We start from the raw sequence: 21,063 nt of genomic DNA on the forward strand, positions 1-21,063 counted from the left end.
GCCATGGAGAAGACAAAAGTTCTGGCTACAACGATTGATATGGCACGTGCGGGCCTAGGCTTCACGCCAACAGATGCGCTGGCCTGCATCGCGGACCTGATCGAGCAGGAGGATGCGGGGAGCGAATCCTATGACCGCAACGTGGAGAGGCTGCTGCGCCTGGGCGCCTGCATCTGGACCTTGCGGCGCGGCATGTTCGCGCCGACCGCGGCCGAGATCATTTCCGAGAGGCAGCCGAGGTAGCTGCCCGCCCTCGGGCGTTGCGCAGACAAGAAACAGCCGCCTCGAGGGCGGCTTCGGACCGATGGTTGGCGCTTCTGAAGATCAGCGGCACTGGAACAGGACGCCCTGCTCGGCGGGCGCCTTGCCGAGCCATCGCGGCGTCAGGTTCTTCGCATCGCAGTAGTCCGAGGCCTGGACGTAGGTCACGGCGCGCAGAACGCCTTCGCGAACCTGTGTGACCTCGTTAGGAGGGGTCGAGCAGCCAGTGATGACCAAAGCGAGCGGAAGCAGTGTGCGCCAATTCATCGGGCCATTCTAAGACGCGGTGCTGGCCGGTCGGGGTTCGCGGCCGGGGTAGAGATATCTGGCGTAGCTGCCGGCCTGGCCGAACATCTGCTGCGCCAGCTTCACCGGATCTTCGCCCTTGTGCTTTTCGTAGAGCACCGGGCCCCAGATGATGAATCCGTCGATGCTGAGGCTCTGGGGCGCCGGCTCGATGGCCTTCCAGGCATGCGCGAATTTGGAGATCCAGGCCAGAGCTTCGCTCAGTGCGCGGTTGGGAGGCGTGGCAGAAGGGACCGTTTCTTCGTTCATGGACATGATGACATCCTGCGTGAAAAGACTGTACAAATATACAGTAAACTCCGCGCATGGAAAACATGCCCGCCACCCTCTGGATTGCTGCCTGCGCGTATCGCCTGCAGCAGCAGTGGCACAGCGTCGACCTCCTCGAACTGGAAGAGGTCGCACGCGAACTGTGGCGCGATGCGCGGCTGCGGGCGATGTGGCCCGACGAGGCTGCGGCGCAGTGGCTTCTTCCGGTCGCTGCGTCGCCGCGTGCCCATATCCGCCGACCCGATCTTCCATCGGTGTCGGCACCCATTCCCGGTTTCTCCTTGACGGGTCTACCGTCCCCCGCTGGTCAACCTGTGCGGGGTCCTTGATGCATGCCAGCAGCAAGGATTTCAAGCCCAGCCTCGCGGCTGGGCTTTTTTTATGCCACGGCCCGATCGCGTCCCAGAGCCTTTGCATCGCTTTTTTTTGCCGGGGCGCGAGGCTATAGTCGGCGGGCGCTGTCGCATTGCCGTCATTCCCGTCTGGAACACAAGGCGCCGCAGCCTGCTTCGATCCCATAAAGGATGTTCGTGCCGGATTCCCTGACCTCCACGCTGACCAGCTACTACGACGCGGTGCCTTACGACTCGCACCCGTTCCCGCAGACGGCCATGGAGCACCTGGAAGCGCTGGCATTCCTCTTCGGACTCGATGCCCCCGCGCCGGGCACAGCCCGCGTTCTGGAACTCGGTTGCGCAGCCGGCGGCAACCTGATTCCCTTTGCGGCGCGCCACCCTGAAGCGCAGGCGCTCGGCGTCGATCTCTCGACGGTGCAGGTCGCGCAAGGCGTGGCAGCCATCGGTCATGCGGGGCTGTCGAACATTGAACTGAAAGCCTTCGACATCTCGGGCATCGACGCCTCGTTCGGCCAGTTCGACTACATCGTCTGCCACGGCGTCTACAGCTGGGTGCCCGGCCCGGTGCAGGACGCGATCCTGCGCGTCTGCTCGGAGAACCTGGCACCGAATGGCGTGGCCTACGTCAGCTACAACGTGTACCCCGGCTGGAAGGCGCGCGAGATCGTGCGCGACGCGATGATCCTGCGCGGCGGCGCGCGCGACACGCCGGACGAAAAGCTCTCCTATGCGCGCGGCATGCTCGAATTTCTCGAGCAATCGGCCCGCGCCGACAGCGTGCTCGCGAAGACACTCGAAGAAACCATGCCGATCGTGCGCGGAGCCAACAGCTCCTACCTTCTGCACGAGTTCCTCGAGCCCTGCAATGCGCCGTGCTACTTCAAGGAGTTCGTCGCACGCGCGGAGGATCGCGGGCTGGCTTACCTGTGCGATGCGGAACCGTCGACCATGTTCGTGCAGAACTACGGCGACAAGGTACGCGGCCCGCTGCTGCGCGAATGCGGTGGCAGCCAGATCCTGATGGAGCAGTACCTCGATTTCCTGGTCAACCGCACCTTTCGCCAGACCCTGCTGGTCAAGCAGGCGAGCGCCGGCAACATCCGTTATCGCCTCGATCCCGCACGCATCCGCAAGCTGGAGTTCGCGGGCACCTTCGCGGTCGAGGGCGGCGGTGCGCCCACGCTCTATGCGCACGAGCAGCCTTGTCAGGCGATCCGCGGCCTGAAGGTCACGCTGCGGGTGCCGGCGCAAAAGGCGGTGGCGCAGTTGCTCGATGCCAGCTACCCGGCGTCGATGTCAGCGAACGCGCTGATTGCCGGCGTCGCGCAGCTCACGAACCAGCCGGTGGCCGAAGTCGATGCGCTCGTGATGGCGATGCTCGAAGAGCTGCTGATCCTCGGGGCCCTGCGCATCCGGCGCACCCCGGTGCCGGTCGCGGCCGCGGTTTCCGGCTTGCCGCAAGCGCTGCCCGCGCTGCGCGTCGCGCCCGGTCTTTCGCCGGCGGCGGGCGCCACGGCCAGCAGCTGCAACCAATGGCACGAGCCCGTGGGGCTCACGCTGCTGGAACGTGCGCTTCTGCCGCTGCTCGACGGCACCCGTTCACATCAGGCGCTGGCCGAACATCTTGCGGCGGAAGTGCGCAGCGAGCGCCTGCGCTTCATCAAGGACGACAAGCCGCTGACCGACCCGTCGACGGTGCAGGCGTTCGCGCAGCAGCAGGTCGCGCTGGCGCTCGACAACTTGCGGCGCAAGGCAATGCTCACGGCCTGACCATCATCATCTTTCGTCATCGAACCTACAGAGGAGACTTCAACATGCAAAAAATCCACTGGGCCCCGAAACTGCACGTCGCCGTCGCGGCGGTGCTCGCGCTGGCAGCCGCCGGCGCGTCGAACGCCGCGTCGCAGGCGCCCGTTGCCGCCGAGAACGGCATGGTCGTGAGCGCGCAGCACCTGGCCTCCCGGGTCGGCGTCGACGTGCTCAAGCGCGGCGGCAATGCCATCGATGCGGCGGTGGCCGTGGGCTACGCCCTGGCGGTGGTCTACCCGGCAGCGGGCAACCTCGGCGGTGGCGGCTTCATGACCGTGCAACTGGCCGATGGCCGCAAGACCTTCCTCGACTTTCGCGAGAAGGCTCCGCTGGCCGCCACGGCCAACATGTACCTCGACAAGGACGGCAACGTCATCAAGGGCCTGAGCACCAAGGGCCACCTCGCCGTGGGTGTGCCGGGCAGCGTCTCGGGCATGGAATACGCCCGCGAGAAGTACGGCACGATGAAGCGCGGCGAGTTGCTCGCCCCGTCGATCCAGCTGGCCGAAAAGGGCTTTGCGCTGGAGCAGGGCGACATCGACCTGCTGGGCACCGCCACGGCCGACTTCAAGGAAGACCCGGCCTCGGCCGCCATCTTCCTGAACAAGGGCGAGCCCTACAAGGTGGGCGACAAGCTGGTCCAGAAAGACCTGGCCAAGACCCTGCGCGAGATCAGCGCCAAGGGCACCGACGGCTTCTACAAGGGCTGGGTCGGCAACGCCATCGTGGCGTCGAGCCAGGGCGGCAAGGGCCTGATCACGCAGGCCGACCTCGACCAGTACAAGACGCGCGAACTCGCACCGGTGGAGTGCGACTACCGCGGCTACCACGTCGTGTCGGCACCCCCGCCCAGCTCGGGCGGCGTGATCATCTGCGAGATGCTCAACATCCTGGAGGGCTATCCGCTCAAGGACCTGGGCTACCACTCGGCACAGGCCGTGCACTACCAGATCGAAGCCATGCGCCACGCCTACGTGGACCGCAACAGCTACCTGGGCGACCCGGACTTCGTGAAGAACCCGCTCGACCGCCTGCTCGACAAGGGCTACGCCGAGAAGATCCGCGCCGTGATCGACCCCAAGAAGGCCGGTGTCTCGAAGGACATCAAGCCCGGCGTTGCGCCGCATGAAGGCAGCAACACCACCCACTATTCGATTGCCGACAAGTGGGGCAACGCGGTCTCGGTGACCTACACGCTGAACGACTGGTTCGGCGCCAAGATCACCGCCGCCAAGACCGGTGTGCTGCTGAACGACGAGATGGACGACTTCACCTCGAAGGTCGGCGTGCCCAACCTTTACGGCCTGGTGCAGGGCGAGGCCAACGCCATCGCCCCGGGCAAGCGTCCGCTGAGCTCGATGAGCCCGACCATCGTGACCAAGGACGGCAAGCCCGTGATGGTGGTCGGCACGCCGGGCGGCAGCCGCATCATCACCGCCGTCATGCTGACCATGATCAACGCCATCGACTACGGCATGAACGTGCAAGAGGCCGTGGACGCGCCGCGCTTCCACCAGCAATGGCTGCCCGACGTGACCAACGTCGAGACCTTTGCGCTGAGCCCCGACACGCGCAAGATCCTGACCGACATGGGCCACAACCTGGGCGTGCCGCAGCCGGCCAACCACCTCGCGGCGATCATCGTCGGCGCGCCGTCGCTGGGTGGCAAGCCGGTGGGCAACAACCGCTTCTACGGCGCCAACGATCCCCGCCGCAACACCGGCCTTGCAGCAGGCTACTGAACCTGCGGCAAACTCGAAGGCGGTCGTGCCCCTGTCGGCACGGCCGCTTTTTTCATTTCCCATGCATCTGCAAGACATCCTCTATACCCAGGGCTTCGGCACGCGCCGCGTGTGCGCGGGCCTGGTCCAGCAGGGCCACGTGACCATCGCGGGCGCCGTGGTGGACGACCCCTTCGAAGACCTCGATCCCGAGGGCCTGCTCTACACCGTCCAGGGCACTGCGTGGGCGTACCACGAGAAGGCCTACCTGATGCTGCACAAGCCGGCCGGCACCGAGTGCTCGCAGAAGCCCTCGACCTACCCGAGCATCTACACGCTGCTGCCGTCGCCGCTGCGCCTGCGCCCCAACAAGGGCGCGGTGCAGGGCGTGCAGGCCATCGGCCGGCTCGACCAGGACACCACCGGCCTGCTGCTGCTGACCGATGACGGCCAGTTCATCCACAAGATGGGTTCGCCCAAGCACCATGTGCCCAAGGTCTACGAAGTGACGGCCAAGCACGAAGTCGACGAGGTGCAGATTGCCAAGCTGCTGGCCGGCGTGGTGCTCGACGACGACCCGAAGCCGGTGCGCGCGGCTGCCTGCGAATCCGACGGCCCGCTGCACCTGCGGCTCACGCTGACCGAGGGCAAGTACCACCAGGTCAAGCGCATGCTGGCCGCGGTCGGCAACCGGGTCGAGGGCCTGCACCGTTCGCGCATCGGCGACCTGGTGCTGCCCGAGGACCTGGCGCCGGGCCAATGGCGCTGGCTGACCGGCGAAGAGGTCGCCGCGCTGCGCGCGCCGGCCAAGCCTTCGAAGCCTTCCAAATAGCCACAGAAGGTCACGGAAAGGCGGCTGCGGCAGTCAGCGAGTCTTCATCTGCGGCCGTTAAGATCGACAGCTCTCTCTCGGAACCTTCCCTTGCGACTTCCTGCCCGACCGAATGGCCGCATCGCGGCCTTCCTGCTCTCCTGCCTGACGGCGCTCGCAACCCTGGCGGCACACACCGCCACCGCCGCGCCGGCCGAGCCGCCTCCGATCTTCGTGCTCAATTCGCTGGATGCCAGCGTGAGCGTGATCAATCCCGTCGACTGGACGGAAAAGCAGCGCATTGCCACCGGCAAGGAGCCTCACCACATCTACATGACCCCCGACGAAAAGTCGGTCATCGTGGCCAATTCGGCGGGCGATTCGCTGACCTTCCTGAACCCCCGCACGGCCGAAGTGCAGCGCGTGGTCTACGGCATCATCGATCCGTACCAGCTGCAGTTCTCGCGCGACATGAAGTGGTTCGTGACGGCGGGCAACCGCCTGAACCACGTCGACGTCTACCGCTGGGACGGCAAAGACCTGAAGCTTGCCAAGCGCATCGCCTCCGGCAAGACGCCCAGCCACATCTGGATCGACAACACCAGCACCATCGCCTACGTGACGATGCAGGACAGCGACGAGATGATCGCCGTCGACCTGCCCACGCAGACCATCAAGTGGCGCACCTCCACCGGCCCGATGCCGGCCGACATCTTCGGTGTTCACAACGACAAGACCCTGCTCGTGGGCCTGACCGGCGGAGACGGCGTGCAGGTGTTCGACGTGGCCGGCGCGCAGCCCAAGCTGGTCGGCAAGATCCCGACCGGCAAGGGCGCCCACGCCTTCCGTTCGGCCGGCGACGGCAAGACGGTGTTCGTGAGCAACCGGGTGGCCAACACCATCAGCCGCATCGACCTGGCGACGCTGAAGGTCGTCGCGACCTACGCCGTGCCGGGCGGCCCCGACTGCATGGACGTGTCGGCCGACGGCAAGACGCTGTATGTCACTTCGCGCTGGGCCAAGAAGCTCACGGTGGTCGACTTGACCAGCCAGAAGGTGGTGCGCCAGGTCAACGTCGGCCGTTCGCCGCACGGCGTCTGGACCCTGGACCATGGCAAGCGCACGTAAACGCTTCGGCACGGCCCTTTCGTTCCTGCTGGCCGGAACCATGGTGCCCGGCGCCTGGGCGGCGCAGGGCGCTTCTTGCGAAAAGCCCGTCTACCTGACCTTCGACACCGGCCACATGGGCATCGCCCCTCTGGTGGCCGACGTGCTCAAGCGGCAGGACGTTCGCGTCACCTTTTTCGCTGCCGCCGAGCGCACCCAGACCGATGGCAACAGCCTCGACGACCACTGGGCGCCGTGGTGGAAGGCGAGGGCGGCCGAAGGCAATGAATTCGGCTCGCACACCTATGACCACGCCTACTGGCGCGGCGACGTCAAGGGTTCGCCGCCCAGCTTCCGGATCAGGCCGTCGGCCGGCCCGCAGGACGGCAAGGAGTCGACCTGGACCGCGGCCGAGTACTGCGCCAACATCCGCAAGTCGTCCGACCGGCTGGAGGCCATCACCGGCAAGAAGCCGCTGCCGCTGTACCGTGCACCGGGCGGCAAGACCTCGCCCCAACTGCTGGCTGCCGCCAAGGCCTGCGGCTATGAATACGTGGGCTGGGCGCCCGCCGGCTTTCTCGGCGACGAGTTGCCGAGCGAGAAGTTCAGCAACGCCAAGCTGCTCACGCAGGCGCTCGACACGATCCGCCCCGGCGACATCCTGCTCGCGCACCTGGGCATCTGGTCGCGCAAGGACCCGTGGGCGCCGGCCAACCTGGAGCCGCTGATCGTCGGCCTGAAGGCCAAGGGCTTCTGTTTTCAAACGCTGCGCCAGCACCCGGATTTCCGCGCCTGGATCGCATCCCACCCCTGAGTTCGCGCCGTGATCGATTGGCTGACTGACGTTTTTTCCGCGCTGCAAGGCTGGTTCTTCGAGACGGCCGTGCAGCCGCTGGTCTATGCCATCGGCCTGGGCGGCTGGACCGAAGACGCTTTCGACGCCACCGGCTGGCTGCTGGTCGGCCTCATCCAGATCCTGGTGCTGATCGCGATCATCGGCCCGCTCCAGCGTTGGCGCTCGGTGGAACCGGTGGTCGACCGCCACGCCATTCGCATCGACGTGCTGTACACGCTGATCCATCGGCTCGGCCTGTTCCGGCTGGCGATCTTCTTCACGCTGCAGCCCTTCTTCGACGACGCCATGGGCAGCCTGCGCACGGCCGGCTGGGGCACGTTCCACCTCGACGAGGTCTGGCCCGGCGTGACCGACGTGCCGTGGATCGCCTTTGCCATCTACCTCGTGGTGCTCGATTTCGTCGGCTACTGGATCCATCGTGGCCAGCACCAGTTCAACTGGTGGTGGAGCCTGCATTCGCTGCACCACTCGCAGCGCCAGATGACGATGTGGAGCGACGACCGCAACCACCTGCTCGACGACATCATTCACGACACGCTCATCGTGATCGTGGCGCAACTGATCGGCGTGGCGCCGGGGCAGTTCATTGCTTTCGTCGCCTTCACGCAGCTCAGCGAAAGCCTGCAGCACGCCAACCTGCGCGTGAGCTTTGGCGCCATCGGCGAGCGGTTGTGGATCAGCCCGCGTTTCCACCGGCTGCACCACAGCATCGGGCTGGGCCACGAATCGAACGGCAAGAGCACGCTCGGCGGCCACAACTTCGGCGTGCTGCTGCCGTGGTGGGACATGATGTTCGGCACCGCCAACTTCGAGGCGCGCTACGACCCGACCGGCATCCGCGACCAGGTCGAGCCCGACGCCAATGGACGCGTGCGCGACTACGGCCGCGGCTTCTGGGCGCAGCAATGGCTGGGCCTGAAGCGAATGGTCGGGCGCGCTTGAGGGCCACAAGCCCCTGAAATCCCGGTCCGAGGCGTTATCCTCGCACCCTCATGCGCCTGCTCCTCGACTCCTTCTGGCGCGCGGTCGCCTACTGCATGCTGCCGCGCGTGATCGTGCTGTCGCTGCTGCCGCTGGGCCTGATGATCCTGCTGGCCTCGGTGCTCGGGTACTTCTATTGGGACGCGGCCGTGGTCTGGACGCGCGGCGCGCTCGATGCCTGGCCGCTGCTGGCCAGCTTCTGGTCGTGGATCGGCCGGCTTTTCTCGAGTGACATCAAGGCCATGCTGGCCCCGCTGGTCGTGGTGTTCGCCGCCACGCCGCTGGTCGTGCTGCTCTCGCTGCTGATCGTTGCCGGCTTCATGGCGCCGGCGCTCACCAAGCTGGTGGCCGAGCGGCGCTTTCCGTCGCTCGAACAGAAGAAGGGCGCTTCTTTCTTCGGCAGCGTGGCCCGTTCGCTCGGCGTCACCATCCTGGCGCTGATCGCCCTCGTGGTCTCGATGCCGCTCTGGCTCATTCCGCCGCTGGTGCTGATCCTGCCGCCGCTGATCTGGGGCTGGCTCACCTACCGCGTGATGAGCTTCGACGCGCTGGCCGAGCATGCCAGCCCCGAAGAGCGCGTCGCGCTGCTGCGCGCCCACCGGCTGCCGCTGCTGTGCATCGGCGTGCTGTGCGGCTACCTGGGCGCCGCGCCCAGCATCGTCTGGGCCTCGGGCCTGTTGTTTGCCGCCGCTTTCTTCGTGCTGATCCCGATCGCCATCTGGATCTACACACTGGTCTTTGCTTTTTCGGCGCTCTGGTTTGCCCACTACTGCCTCGACGCGCTCGGGCAATTGCGCGCCCAGCGCGCGGCGGCCGAGGCTTCGGCCACCGGCAGCGGCACCGAGGCCATCGAGACCTCGGAAGCCAACAAGGCCGCTCTTTCTCAATGGGGTTCACCATGACACGCGCATTCGGTCTCATCGTCGTCGGCGACGAGATCCTCTCCGGCAAGCGGGCCGACAAGCACATGACCAAGGTCATCGAGCTGCTCGCCGCGCGCGGCCTGCAACTCAGCTGGGCCGAGTACGTCGGCGACGAGCCCGCGCGCATCACCGCCGCGCTCGAGCGCGCCTTCGCCTCCGGCGACATCGTCTTCTCGACCGGCGGCATCGGCGCCACGCCCGACGACCACACCCGCCAATGCGCCGCCAAGGCGCTGCGCCTGCCACTGGCGCTGCACCCCGAGGCGGAGCTGCTGATCCGCGAGCGCATGCAGGACACGGCGCGCGAGCAGGGCGTGCCCTACGAGCCCGACCGGGCCGACAACATCCACCGGCTCAACATGGGCGTGTTCCCGCAGGGCGCCGCGCTCATCTACAACCCGTACAACAAGATCCCGGGCTTCAGCGTCGGGCATGTGCATTTCGTGCCCGGCTTCCCGGTCATGGCCTGGCCGATGATCGAATCCGTGCTCGACAGCCGCTATGCCGAGCTGTTCACCCGCAACGCCGTCGCCGAGAAGTCCGTGATCGTTTTCGGTGCCATGGAGGCCACGCTCACCCCGCTGATGCAGGCCATCGAAGACACGCACGCCGGCATCAAGGTGTTCAGCCTGCCCAGCGTCGATCACCCTGAATACGGCCGCCACATCGAGCTGGGCGTCAAGGGTGACCCGGGTCGGCTCGATGCCGCCTATGCCCAGCTGATCGAAGGGCTGCACACCTTTGATGCCAAGCTTGGCCCTGAATTGGTGCGTTAATGTTGAATGCACCAATTTGGTGAAATTTCGCCTCCATTTGGCGTATGCAGTGGTCACCAAAGCCTCTCGGGGTGAGGTGACAATGGCACAGAAACTGCATCCCTCGTCCCTGTATTCCTAACCACCATCCAACTCAGGAGAAACTGATGGCAAAGACCGTCGCCGATGTACTCAAGCTCGTCAAGGAAAACGAGGTCAAGTTCGTCGACTTCCGCTTCACCGACACCCGCGGCAAAGAGCAGCACGTGACCGTGCCTGTGTCGCACTTCGATGAAGACAAATTCACCTCGGGCCACGCGTTCGACGGCTCGTCCATCGCTGGTTGGAAGGGAATCGAAGCCTCGGACATGCAGCTCATGCCCGACCCGAACACCGCCAACATCGACCCGTTCTTCGAAGAAACGACGCTGATCCTGACCTGCGACGTGATCGACCCGGCAGACGGCAAGGCCTACGAGCGCGACCCGCGTTCGCTCGCCAAGCGCGCCGAGGCCTACATGAAGGCTTCGGGCCTGGGCGACACCGCTTTCTTCGGTCCGGAACCTGAATTCTTCGTGTTCGACGGCGTCCGCTGGAAGAACGACATGTCGGGCTGCTTCGTGAAGATCGAATCCGAAGAAGCCTCGTGGAACACCGACAAGGAATTCGAACACGGCAACACCGGCCATCGTCCCGCGGTCAAGGGCGGCTACTTCCCGGTTCCCCCGGTCGACAGCTTCCAGGACATGCGCTCGGAAATGTGCCTGGTGCTCGAATCGCTCGGCATCCCGGTCGAAGTGCATCACCATGAAGTGGCCAATGCCGGCCAGATGGAACTCGGCACCAAGTTCAGCACGCTGGTCCAGCGCGCCGACTGGGTCCAGCTGCAGAAGTACGTGATCCACAACGTGGCCCACGCCTACGGCAAGACCGCCACCTTCATGCCCAAGCCCATCGTCGGCGACAACGGCTCCGGCATGCACGTGCACCAGTCGGTCTGGAAGGACGGCAAGAACCTGTTCGCAGGCGACGGCTATGCAGGCCTCTCGGACTTCGCGCTGCACTACATCGGCGGCATCATCAAGCACGCCCGTGCCCTGAACGCCATCACGAACCCCGGCACCAACAGCTACAAGCGCCTGGTCCCCGGCTTCGAAGCCCCGGTGAAGCTGGCCTACTCGGCCAAGAACCGCTCGGCATCGATCCGCATCCCGTTCGTGGCCAACCCGAAGGGCCGCCGCGTCGAAGCGCGCTTCCCCGATCCGCTGATGAACCCGTACCTCGGCTTCGCTGCGCTGCTGATGGCCGGCCTCGACGGCGTGGAAAACAAGATCCATCCGGGCGAAGCCGCCAGCAAGGACCTGTACCACCTGCCGCCGGAAGAAGACGCGCTGATCCCGACCGTCTGCCACAGCCTCGACCAGGCGCTGGAATACCTGGACAAGGACCGTGCGTTCCTGACCAAGGGCGGCGTGTTCACCGATGCGTACATCGACGCGTACATCGAACTGAAGATGCAGGAAGTCACGCGCTTCCGCATGGCGACCCATCCGGTCGAGTTCGACATGTACTACTCGCTGTAATTGGCTCACCCTTAGGCTGTGTGTAAGCCTGATGGGTTATGAAAGGACGGCTTCGGCCGTCCTTTTTCCTTGGCCTGGAACATCTGGTCACCAGTGGCGTCGAATTGCATGAAAATGCGCCTTTGTCGCGCCATCCACCGATACACATGAAGACTGCTCCCCTCATTTTTCTGGCCGGTTCCCTGATAGCGCTGCCGGCGCTCGCGCAAGAGCGCGTCTGGCGTTGCGGCAACGAATACACCAACAACGCCACCATTGCCCAGCAAAAGGGCTGCAAGGTCATGGAAGGCGGCAACGTCACGGTCGTGCAGGGCACGAAGGCCTCGGGCGGTGGTGGTTCGTCGGGCTCCGGCTCGGCGGCTGCGCGCGCACCCGCAGGCAGCCCGCGCGTCGAAGGCGTCGACCAGCGCGCCCGCGACGGCGAGGCCCGCTCGGTGCTCGAGTCCGAGCTCAAGAAGGCCGAGGCGCGGCAAGCCGAGTTGCAGAAGGAATACAACAACGGCGAGCCCGAAAAGCAGGGCAGCGAAGGCCGCAATTACCAGAAGTACCTCGACCGCGTGGCCGAGATGAAGGCCGAGCTGGCGCGCAATGAAAGCGACATCGCGGGCATCCGCCGTGAAATCGGCCGCCTGCCGGCCAGCAAGCAGACGCCGCAGTAAACACAAGGAAGACATGGCATTCGGGAAGAAGGCGGTTGGCGCCAACGTGCGCTTTCAGACCTTCGACCTGCTGTCCACGCTGATTGCCGTGGTCAACAGCGACGGGTCTGTGTTGTTCGCCAATGCAGGGCTCGAAGACGCGCTGGGCACCTCCCGCCGCACGCTCGAAGGCTCGCAGTTCGGCGCCTGTTTCCATGAGCCGCAGGTGCTGCGCACCGCCATCGACGGCGCACGCAGCAACGACTTCGCCACGCTGCGCTACGAGGCTTTTCTTCGCCGCGTGAACCACGAGCTGATGCCGGTGCAGGTCACGCTCGCGCAGGGCGACAAGGCGGGTGAACTCATCATCGAGATGTCGCCGCTCGAGCAGCAGGTGCGGCAAGACCGCGAAGAGCGCCTCATCGATCAGGCGCAGGCCAACAAGGAGCTGATCCGCAACCTCGCGCACGAGATCAAGAACCCGCTCGGCGGCATTCGCGGCGCGGCGCAATTGCTGCAGATGGAGGTCGAGTCGCGCGACCTCATCGAATACACGCAGGTCATCATCCACGAGGCCGACCGGCTGCAGACGCTAGTCGATCGCCTGCTGGCGCCGCACCGCCGCCCGCACGTGGTGGGCGACGTCAACATCCACGAAGTCTGCGAACGCGTGCGCTCGGTGATCCTTGCGGAGTTTCCGCGCGACCTGCACATCGAGCGCGACTTCGACGTGTCGATCCCCGAATTCCGCGGCGACCGCGAGCAACTGATCCAGGCCACCCTCAACATCGTGCACAACGCCGCGCAGGCCCTGGCCGAGCGGCGCGCGGCCGGCGATGCGCAGATCACCTTCAAGACGCGCGTGGCTCGCCAGGTGATCTTCAACAAGCAGTGGTATCGACTGGCACTGGAATTGCATGTCATCGACAATGGACCGGGTGTGCCGGACACGATCAAGGACCGCATCTTCTACCCGCTCGTATCGGGCAGGGAAGGCGGGACAGGGCTTGGGCTGACGCTTGCGCAAACTTTTGTGCAACAGCATCACGGCGTGATCGAGTGCGACAGCGTCCCGGGCCGGACCGATTTCAAGATACTGATACCGCTGCCCTAGCGCAGCACGGCAACAAGGAGATGCATGAAGCCGATCTGGATAGTTGATGACGACCAATCGATTCGCTTCGTGCTCGAGAAGGCTCTGCTGCGCGAAGACTTGCCCACGCGCAGTTTCACCAACACGCGCGAGGTGCTCGCAGCACTCGAACAGGCCGACGACGACGAACAGCAAGGCCCGCAGGTCCTGGTGAGCGACATCCGCATGCCGGGTGGTTCGGGGCTCGACCTGCTCGACAAGATCAAGGCCAAGCACCCCGGCCTGCCGGTCATCATCATGACGGCGTTCTCCGACCTCGACAGCGCCGTGTCGGCCTTCCAGGGCGGCGCCTTCGAATACCTGCCCAAGCCCTTCGACCTGCCGCGCGCGGTCGAGCTGATCCGCCGCGCCGTCGATGAAAGCCAGCGCGAGGAAGTGGCCGAAGAACGCATGGTCGCCGCGCCCGAAATGCTCGGCCAGGCGCCTGCCATGCAAGACGTCTTCCGTGCCATCGGCCGGCTGTCGCAAAGCAACGTGACGGTGCTCATCACTGGCGAGTCGGGCTCGGGCAAGGAGCTGGTGGCACGCGCGCTGCACAAGCATTCGCCACGCGCCAATGGGCCTTTCGTGGCCATCAACACCGCCGCCATTCCGAAAGATCTGCTGGAGAGCGAACTCTTCGGCCACGAGCGCGGCGCCTTCACCGGCGCGCAGACCATGCGGCGCGGCCGCTTCGAGCAAGCCGAAGGCGGCACGCTCTTCCTCGACGAAATCGGCGACATGCCGTTCGACCTGCAGACGCGCCTGCTGCGCGTGCTGAGCGATGGCCACTTCTACCGCGTGGGCGGCCACAACTCGGTCAAGGCCAACGTGCGCGTGATCGCGGCCACCCACCAGGACCTGGAGCAGCGCGTCAAGCTCGGCGGTTTCCGCGAAGACCTGTTCCACCGCCTCAACGTGATCCGCCTGCGCCTGCCCGCATTGCGCGAACGCGGAGAGGACGTGCCTGCGCTCACGCGCCACTTCCTGCAGGTGAGCGCACGTCAGCTCGGCGTCGAGCCCAAGCGCATTTCCGATGCGGCGTTGGCCAAGCTCGCGGCCTTCAGTTTCCCGGGCAACGTGCGCCAGCTCGAGAACATCTGCCACTGGCTGACCGTGATGGCGCCGGCCCAACTGATCGAAGCCAAGGACCTGCCACCCGAGGTGATGGCTGCCGCCAATGCAGCAACGGCCACGGCGGATGGGCATGCGGCAGAGGCCGCGCCTGTGGCCATGCACGCGCAGCACGCGACCGCTGCGGCGGTGCACGGCACCGAACATGAAGCAGTGGCACCACTCACGGCTGTCGCACCCGCTGCCGCAGAAGGCGCCTCAAGCGGCGTGAGCAGTTGGGAGGCCGGCCTCGAGGTCGAAGCCCAGGCCCTGCTTGCCGCAGGCCGTACCGACGTGTGGGACGTGCTCTCGCGCCGCTTCGAATCCCGGTTGATCCTCACGGCGCTGGCCAACACGCGCGGACGGCGCATCGAAGCCGCGCAAAAACTTGGCATCGGCCGAAACACCATCACCCGGAAGATCCAGGAACTGGGTATTGAATGAAGGGCCCCGACGGGGCCCTTTTTTGATCTACCTGCTGCGCTGGCCCAGGGTGATGGAGTCGATCTGGAACTTCCCGCTCTTGTCCCACAGCCACGTGTCGACATAGGTGTGGCCGCCGAGCTTGCCCGGGTTCGGCAATGGCGACGTGGCCTTGATCAGCTCGGCAATCATCGGCGGCACTTCGGGCGCATGGCTCGGCACCCGGCTGAAGGTCACGTTGACGACCTTGCCGCTCGCGTCGATGTCGGTTTCGACCACCACCACCGCATAGACCAGCGGCGGGATCTTCCCCTTGTAGATGCGGCTTGCGTACTTGCTGTAGATGTAGCGCGCGCCGATCTTGCGGTAGGCGCGCACGGCCGGCGTCTGCGCAGTGATGAGCCGAACGGTGGGTATATCGCGGCTGCCGGGCGAGGCTTCGTCCGTCGGGGATGTCGCGGTCGCTGGCTTGCCGTCTTCCGTCTTGTCCGCCGGCTTCAGCAGCGAGCAGCCGGCGATCGCGAACGCGGCCGCAGCAACGGCGAGGGTGCGAAGGGCCCTGGGAAGGGCGGCGATGTGCCAGGGGGCGGCTGCGCGCGCAGTCATCGGCCCGCTGCCTCAGGCGTTGACGTCGAGGTCAAGCACCACGGGCGCGTGGTCGCTCGGCTTCTCCCATTTGCGCGGCACCCGGTCGATGACGCAACCCTTCACCCGCGGCACCAGCGGCTCGCTCACCAGGATGTGGTCGATGCGCAGCCCGCGGTTCTTCTGGTAACCGAGCATGCGGTAGTCCCACCACGAAAAGCTCTTTTCGGGCTGATCGAACATGCGAAAGCTGTCCTTCAGGCCCAGCTCGAGCAGCGCCTTGAAATGGTTGCGCTCTTCCGTCGTGTGGTGGATCGTTTCCTTCAGGCCCACGGGGTCGAAGCTGTCGCGGTCTTCGAGCACGATGTTGAAGTCGCCCAGCAGCACAAGGTTCGGATGCGCCACGAGCTCCTGGCGCAGCCATTCGCGCAGGGCGTCCAGCCACTTCATCTTGTAGGCGAACTTTTCCGAGCCCGGTTCCTGGCCGTTCACGAAGTAGCAGTCGACCACGCGCACCGGGCCCGATGGCGTGTCGACCGTGGCGGCGATCACGCGCGACTGGTCGTCGGTAAAGCCACCGATGTTCTTCGTCACGTCACTCACGGGCGCGCGGCTCAGGATCGCCACGCCGTTGTAGGTTTTCTGACCGAACACGGCCGCTTCGTAGCCCGCGGCCTTCAGCACGTCGAGCGGAAACTTGTCGTCGGTCATCTTCAGCTCTTGCAGGCAGAGCACGTCGACCGGGTTGGCGACCAGCCAGTCGAGCACGTGCTGCAGGCGGGCGGTGAGGGAGTTGACGTTCCAGGTGGCGATTTTCATGAATTTGATAGGTGATGGATTTCGATCAGGGGCTGAAGGAAATATTCATTTCGTACGTGGTACGTGGTCATGTACCCGAGCTTCGTGTGGCTGCATGCAGGCTACCTGAGTCGCCCCGGATTTTCTAACACACCTGCGAGCTTCACCTGTTAGCGCTCGCAAGCGGCCGACTCAACCGCGACTTTTGACGTGCAAGGTCTTCGGCTAAGGCGCCAGCTTCGGGGCCATCGCCGCCGGCACGGCCAGATGCAGGCACAGGCAAGTCTCGCCGGGTTGCGAGCGCAGCGTGAGCGTGCCCCCCAGCGCGGCGGCACGCGCGCGCATGTTCGTCAACCCTTTGCCGGCGAACCTGGCGTCCGCATCGAAGCCACGGCCGTTGTCGCACAGCTGGATCTCGATGGTTTCATCGGTCGTCGCGCTGTCCGTACCTTCAACGGGCATCAGTCGCGCATTCAGGCTGGCTCGCGTTGCCGCCGAGTGCGCCATCATGTTGGCGAAGGCCTCGAACAGCAGCATCTGCATCTGATGCGACTCGCGCGAGCTCCAGCCCGTCATCATCGGCAGGCGGCTGACGTTCCAGTGGAGGTCGATGCCGGCGGCCTGCAGGCGCGGCCCGAGCCGGTAGCGCACGCTGCCCAGGGTCGAGGCTACATCGCCCTCGTCGGCATGCATGGCGTCGACCGTGAGCTTGAGCTGGTCCACGGCGTCGCGCAGGTGCAGCGTGACATCTTCGCGCGCCGCCCCTGGCTGTTGGGCCATTCGCAGCAGCCCGACGAGTTGTCCTCCAAGGCCATCGTGCAGGTCCTGCACGAGGCGCTGGCGTTCCTCGAGCGCGCCACGCGCTTTTTCGCCTTCGCGTTCGCGTGCGAAGGCGGCCTCCAGTGCGGCATTGCGCTCGGCGAGCTCCGCTTCGAGCGTGACGTTCATTTCCGCCACGGCCCGGGAGTCCTTGCGCATGCGCTCGGCAATGACCCAGGCCAGGGAGATGGCGAAGCCCACCCAGGCGAAGCGTATCCAGGGCACCATCTCGTAGGCTTGCGGCGAGGTGCGCATGACCCAGATGTCGCGCGCACCGCACAGCACGATCAGCACCACGGCCAGGCCCAGCACGCGGTGCTCCAGCACGGCGCTGCGCGATGCCACGCGCAACACCACGACCATCATCGCCAGTCCCACCACGAGGTTCAGCGCCTGCCACAGCGGCATCAACCACAGCCACGGCACCATGATGCCGAGCCCGGCCACCACCGGTGCGATCCAGGCCATCAGGCCCAGGAGGCGCGCCAGGCGGGTGTCGTCGCGCCCCACCACTGCCAGGGCGAAGCGGCACACCAGCGGCACCGCCGCCTGGAAGGCCGCCAGCGGCAGCACGCCCCACCAGGGCCAGGGCAACGGCGCATGTGTGAACAGCACGCGTGCCGTCTGCACCGACCAGAACAACTCGCCCAGGCCGTAGTAGAGATAGATCGACTCGCGTTGGCGCAGCCACACCAGCAGCGACAGCGCACCCAGCACGCCGCTCACGATGGTGATGAAGCGCCCACCGCTGAGTTGCCAGAACAAGGCGCGTTCGTACAGCGGGCGTATCTCGTCCTCCCGGCCCACCACCACCGGCGACAGCCCGCCTTGCCGTGCAGCCTGCGCCGCGATGACGATCTCCATGCGCAGCGGTGAGGCCGTGCCCGAGGCTGGCACCACGAAATATTGCGGCGCGAAAGAGGCATCGTCGTAGGGCCCCGGCGGGAAGGCGCCAAACCGCGTCAGCTCCTGGCCGTCCACCGAGACGCGAAAGCTGTTGCCCACGCGTGGCACGAACAGGGCCAAAGGCACGGTGGGGTCGGCCGCCGGAATTTCGAACGTGAAGCGCGCCTCGCCATCGACCGCGCCTTGCCGCTGATCCCAGTGATAGGGCAGCGTGACGGTCTGGGGCTTCTGGGTCTCGGCCGGCGTCTTGCCGTGCAGGGTCAGCGTGAGCTGTGCCTGCTCCACGACCATCACGGCCCGCGCCGGAGCGCTCCACCCCAGCCCCAAGACCGCGAGCATTGTCAGCAGCAGCAGGCGCCACCCGAGCGCATCATTTCGTGGACCCATGACGCGGATGACTGTAACGGCATTTACTTACAAACCTTTCACCGCAGATCGACGGGCGCCACAAGTTCCGTCGAACTGATGCGGGCGGGCAACTGGTGCCCGGCACTTGCGGCTACCCGGGGCAGCGAAGATCAAAGGCTTGAGGGGCCCTTCACCCCCTTCGGAACATCACCCGTGCTTCGGTGGCGCGCGCCCGCAACTGGCCGCATCCGCCATCGACATCCTGTCCGGCCGAATTGCGCAGCTTCGTGAGAATGCCCCGCTCGTGCAGCGTGCGGGCGATCTGCTCGCAGCGCTCCCATGACGTGCGACTGAACGCGACGCCATCCACCGCGTTGAAGGGGATCATGTTCAGCACGCCGTACTTGCCAGAGAGCAGCCTGACGATGCCTTCGATCTCCTCCGGCCCGTCGTTGACGCCTTCCAGCAGCGTCCACTGGTACTGGATCGGGTAGCCCGTGGCGCGCGCATAGCGCTCGCCCGCGGCGACCAGTTCCTCGGGTGTCATGCTCGGCGCGCGTGGAAGGAGCTTCTTGCGCAGCTCGGCCTGCGTCGTGTGCAGCGAGAGTGCCAGCGCGGGCTTCACGCGCTCCTGTTGCAACCGCTCGAACACGCGCGGATCGCCCACGGTCGAGAACACGAGGTTCTTGTGCCCGACGTTGCCCACTGTGCCGAGCAGCTCGATGGCCTCCATCACGTTGTCCAGGTTGTGTGCTGGTTCGCCCATGCCCATGAACACCACCTTGCGCACCGGCCGACGCATGCGCGCGAGCGCGACCTGGGCAATGATCTCGGCGCTCCCCACCTGGCGCAGCAATCCGTCGCGACCCGTCATGCAGAACTGGCATCCGACGGCGCACCCGACCTGCGACGAAACGCACAGGCCGTCCCGAGGCAGCAGCACGCTCTCGACCATCTGGCCGTCCGCGAGGGCAACGAGCAGCCGCTCGGAACCATCGGCACCCGGATGCACCGTGTGAACGCGCGCCAGCCCGGCAAGCTCGGCCTCGATGGCCGGCAGCGCTTCCAGCAGCGATGACGGAAAGAAGCTCGCTGGCAGACGCCTGCCGCTGTTTCGAGGCAGCGCATGGGACCACAGCCGCAAGATCCGCTGCTCGTGGCTGGGGCCCGCGCCGACTTCGCGCAGGCGTTGTTTCAGTTCGTGGATGCGCATGCGCTGCGTGGGGCAAAGGGACTCATGAACACGTCGGCGATCCTGCGGTGCAGGCGCCCGGACGTACAGAGCAATAGGTTGGCGTGGGCCAGATTGTGCACGGCCGCCACTGTGCATTCATTCGCGGCCCTGTCGTTGCATTCGCTTTCGATGGCGTAAAGCTGCGGTGCTTCGTGCCAGTTTCGAGGCCGCACGGCTTTACGCGTCATTCACAAAAATCCCGGCTTCCCTGAGTCGCAAGTCAGCTGTATTCCAGCTTCAAAACCTAGACTTTTCGTTCACAGGAATCCACTCATTTCCCGAGTGTCCCGTGCTGTTGCGGCGCGTCTGCGCCGCGGCATTTTCATGGCAGGCCGGACGTATGAATGAAATCAACCTTCAACTCCTTCATTGGATCGCTGCAGGTGAAGACCCGGGCTCATGGGCACTGCTCACGGGTTGCGTGGTGGCCTTGTGGGGAGGTCCTTTGTGCGCCGCGGTGCTTTGCTGGGCCATCTTTGCAAAGCCTGCGGACCGCGCCTACACGTTGGCGGTGGCAGTGGTTGCTGTCGGGGTCTCGGTGATCGCGCACTTCATCGCGGCGGGCATCGGCATACAGCGCCCCTTCGTGCAGGGGCTCGTGCCTGGGTACATCCTGCACAGCGCCAGCGGCTCGATGCCTTCCACGCATGCCAGCGTGATGTTCTTCATCACGTTTGCCTTCATGGCGCGCGCCTCGCTGAGTCGCACCGCCTGGTTGTTCTTGCTGCTTGCCGTGGCCACGGGTTGGGCACGCGTCTACGTCGGCGTGCACTTTCCGGCGGACATCGCCTTCGGCATGGCGCTCGGCCTGTTCTTCGCGTGCCCCTTTGCGATTACCCAGCGGGCGCGCTTTCGGCTCGCGCACCATCGCGACACTGCCCCGCGCCTTGTGAAAGAAGGGCGCCTGTCGGGTTCCTTCGGGCGCGGAGCTGAATGAACGCCAGCCCGAGTCCGACGGCCTTTGCGCAGTTTCTCTTCTGGGTGCTGGTGTCGATCGCGATCGGGATTCCGGTCAGCCTCTTTCTCGTGCAACTCGCCGGGCGACAGTTCGCCCGATCGACGATGCTGGTGTTCGGCCTCCTGCTGGTCGCGTTCGCCGGCATGGACCTGTTTCACTTGCGGGCGCTGTCGATTGCCGCGCTACAGACGCCTTGCCTTGCCGATGACCTGATGTTCTCGTCGGCGCTTTCGATTGCCCTGTATGTCTTGCCCGCCGTACTCGGGGCTTGGGGCGCGAACGCCGCCTTCCATGCTTTCGTGCGTTGCTTCAGGCCGCCGCAAGTGCACTTCGAGGAAGACCCTGCGGAGCAGTAGCCGGGCGGCGGCTT

At 65.6% G+C, this 21,063-nt stretch carries 21 protein-coding genes; 16 read left to right on the forward strand and 5 right to left on the reverse strand.

The genetic code is table 11. The features are described from left to right. The first annotated feature begins 3 nt into the window (after nt 1-3). Nucleotides 4-243 (forward strand): hypothetical protein, encoded by a 240-nt coding sequence (locus tag ACGLHS_RS01235; protein WP_394476127.1) that lies wholly within the window; start codon nt 4-6, stop codon nt 241-243. A 294-nt stretch (nt 244-537) separates the two neighbouring features. Here ACGLHS_RS01235 and ACGLHS_RS01240 read toward each other — a convergent pair whose 3' ends face one another. Next, nucleotides 538-822 (reverse strand): hypothetical protein, encoded by a 285-nt coding sequence (locus tag ACGLHS_RS01240; protein WP_394476129.1) that lies wholly within the window; start codon nt 820-822, stop codon nt 538-540. 50 nt (nt 823-872) lie between these two features. On the opposite strand from ACGLHS_RS01240, the gene ACGLHS_RS01245 reads away from it, so the two are divergent. From ACGLHS_RS01245 to ntrC, 13 genes are all read left to right on the forward strand, one after another. Beyond that, nucleotides 873-1,166: a hypothetical protein gene (locus ACGLHS_RS01245; RefSeq protein ID WP_394476131.1), complete on the forward strand. Its 294-nt coding sequence runs from the start codon at nt 873-875 to the stop codon at nt 1,164-1,166. A 195-nt stretch (nt 1,167-1,361) separates the two neighbouring features. Next, nucleotides 1,362-2,963 carry a methyltransferase regulatory domain-containing protein gene (locus ACGLHS_RS01250; protein ID WP_394476133.1) on the forward strand — a complete coding sequence of 534 codons (1,602 nt, stop codon included), beginning with the start codon at nt 1,362-1,364 and terminating at the stop codon, nt 2,961-2,963. A gap of 44 nt (nt 2,964-3,007) precedes the next feature. After that, nucleotides 3,008-4,744 carry a gamma-glutamyltransferase gene (gene ggt, locus ACGLHS_RS01255; protein ID WP_394476135.1) on the forward strand — a complete coding sequence of 579 codons (1,737 nt, stop codon included), beginning with the start codon at nt 3,008-3,010 and terminating at the stop codon, nt 4,742-4,744. 61 nt (nt 4,745-4,805) lie between these two features. Further along, nucleotides 4,806-5,555 carry a pseudouridine synthase gene (locus ACGLHS_RS01260; protein WP_394476137.1) on the forward strand — a complete coding sequence of 250 codons (750 nt, stop codon included), beginning with the start codon at nt 4,806-4,808 and terminating at the stop codon, nt 5,553-5,555. Between the two features lie 90 nt (nt 5,556-5,645). Next, nucleotides 5,646-6,662 (forward strand): YncE family protein, encoded by a 1,017-nt coding sequence (locus ACGLHS_RS01265; protein WP_093236831.1) that lies wholly within the window; start codon nt 5,646-5,648, stop codon nt 6,660-6,662. Beyond that, the gene (locus tag ACGLHS_RS01270; protein ID WP_394476139.1) at nt 6,646-7,455 is read left to right on the forward strand and encodes a polysaccharide deacetylase family protein; all 810 of its coding nucleotides are present in this window, start codon (nt 6,646-6,648) and stop codon (nt 7,453-7,455) included. The genes ACGLHS_RS01265 and ACGLHS_RS01270 overlap by 17 nt, the downstream gene beginning before the upstream one ends. 9 nt (nt 7,456-7,464) lie before the next feature. Next, nucleotides 7,465-8,439, forward strand: a complete 975-nt coding sequence (locus ACGLHS_RS01275; RefSeq protein ID WP_093236833.1) for a sterol desaturase family protein — start codon at nt 7,465-7,467, stop codon at nt 8,437-8,439. Nucleotides 8,440-8,489: 50 nt separating this feature from the next. Further along, on the forward strand, nt 8,490-9,380 hold the full coding sequence (locus ACGLHS_RS01280) for an EI24 domain-containing protein (RefSeq protein ID WP_394476141.1): 891 nt from the start codon (nt 8,490-8,492) through the stop codon (nt 9,378-9,380). Then, a complete protein-coding gene (locus tag ACGLHS_RS01285; protein ID WP_394476143.1) occupies nt 9,377-10,177 on the forward strand; it encodes a competence/damage-inducible protein A in 801 nt (266 codons plus the stop codon). The genes ACGLHS_RS01280 and ACGLHS_RS01285 overlap by 4 nt, the downstream gene beginning before the upstream one ends. Nucleotides 10,178-10,323: 146 nt before the next feature. Further along, nucleotides 10,324-11,739, forward strand: a complete 1,416-nt coding sequence (glnA, locus tag ACGLHS_RS01290) for a type I glutamate--ammonia ligase (protein ID WP_093236836.1) — start codon at nt 10,324-10,326, stop codon at nt 11,737-11,739. A gap of 146 nt (nt 11,740-11,885) precedes the next feature. After that, nucleotides 11,886-12,398 carry a hypothetical protein gene (locus tag ACGLHS_RS01295; protein WP_394476146.1) on the forward strand — a complete coding sequence of 171 codons (513 nt, stop codon included), beginning with the start codon at nt 11,886-11,888 and terminating at the stop codon, nt 12,396-12,398. A 13-nt stretch (nt 12,399-12,411) separates the two neighbouring features. Further along, nucleotides 12,412-13,491 (forward strand): nitrogen regulation protein NR(II), encoded by a 1,080-nt coding sequence (gene glnL, locus ACGLHS_RS01300; RefSeq protein WP_093236838.1) that lies wholly within the window; start codon nt 12,412-12,414, stop codon nt 13,489-13,491. A 24-nt stretch (nt 13,492-13,515) separates the two neighbouring features. Next, nucleotides 13,516-15,066, forward strand: a complete 1,551-nt coding sequence (ntrC, locus tag ACGLHS_RS01305) for a nitrogen regulation protein NR(I) (protein ID WP_394476148.1) — start codon at nt 13,516-13,518, stop codon at nt 15,064-15,066. A 27-nt stretch (nt 15,067-15,093) separates the two neighbouring features. Here the strand turns inward: ntrC and ACGLHS_RS01310 are convergent, their stop codons facing one another. The 4 genes from ACGLHS_RS01310 to ACGLHS_RS01325 form a co-directional block, all read right to left on the reverse strand. After that, nucleotides 15,094-15,651 carry a hypothetical protein gene (locus ACGLHS_RS01310; RefSeq protein ID WP_093236840.1) on the reverse strand — a complete coding sequence of 186 codons (558 nt, stop codon included), beginning with the start codon at nt 15,649-15,651 and terminating at the stop codon, nt 15,094-15,096. Nucleotides 15,652-15,663: 12 nt separating this feature from the next. Next, the gene (gene xth, locus ACGLHS_RS01315) at nt 15,664-16,449 is read right to left on the reverse strand and encodes an exodeoxyribonuclease III (RefSeq protein ID WP_394476151.1); all 786 of its coding nucleotides are present in this window, start codon (nt 16,447-16,449) and stop codon (nt 15,664-15,666) included. Nucleotides 16,450-16,653: 204 nt separating this feature from the next. Further along, nucleotides 16,654-18,540, reverse strand: a complete 1,887-nt coding sequence (locus tag ACGLHS_RS01320) for a hypothetical protein (RefSeq protein WP_394476153.1) — start codon at nt 18,538-18,540, stop codon at nt 16,654-16,656. Between the two features lie 151 nt (nt 18,541-18,691). Next, complete coding sequence (locus ACGLHS_RS01325) at nt 18,692-19,714, reverse strand: RNA methyltransferase (protein WP_394476155.1); 1,023 nt, start codon at nt 19,712-19,714, stop codon at nt 18,692-18,694. Nucleotides 19,715-20,024: 310 nt separating this feature from the next. Between ACGLHS_RS01325 and ACGLHS_RS01330 the strand changes: the two genes are divergently transcribed. Both ACGLHS_RS01330 and ACGLHS_RS01335 read left to right on the forward strand, forming a co-directional pair. Continuing rightward, a complete protein-coding gene (locus ACGLHS_RS01330) occupies nt 20,025-20,672 on the forward strand; it encodes a phosphatase PAP2 family protein (protein ID WP_394476157.1) in 648 nt (215 codons plus the stop codon). Then, nucleotides 20,669-21,049: a hypothetical protein gene (locus ACGLHS_RS01335; protein ID WP_394476159.1), complete on the forward strand. Its 381-nt coding sequence runs from the start codon at nt 20,669-20,671 to the stop codon at nt 21,047-21,049. The genes ACGLHS_RS01330 and ACGLHS_RS01335 overlap by 4 nt, the downstream gene beginning before the upstream one ends. Nucleotides 21,050-21,063: the final 14 nt, after the last annotated feature.

Origin of the sequence: Variovorax sp. VaC1, assembly GCF_043658315.1 — a bacterium.
Classification (GTDB): Bacteria; Pseudomonadota; Gammaproteobacteria; order Burkholderiales; family Burkholderiaceae_C; genus Variovorax.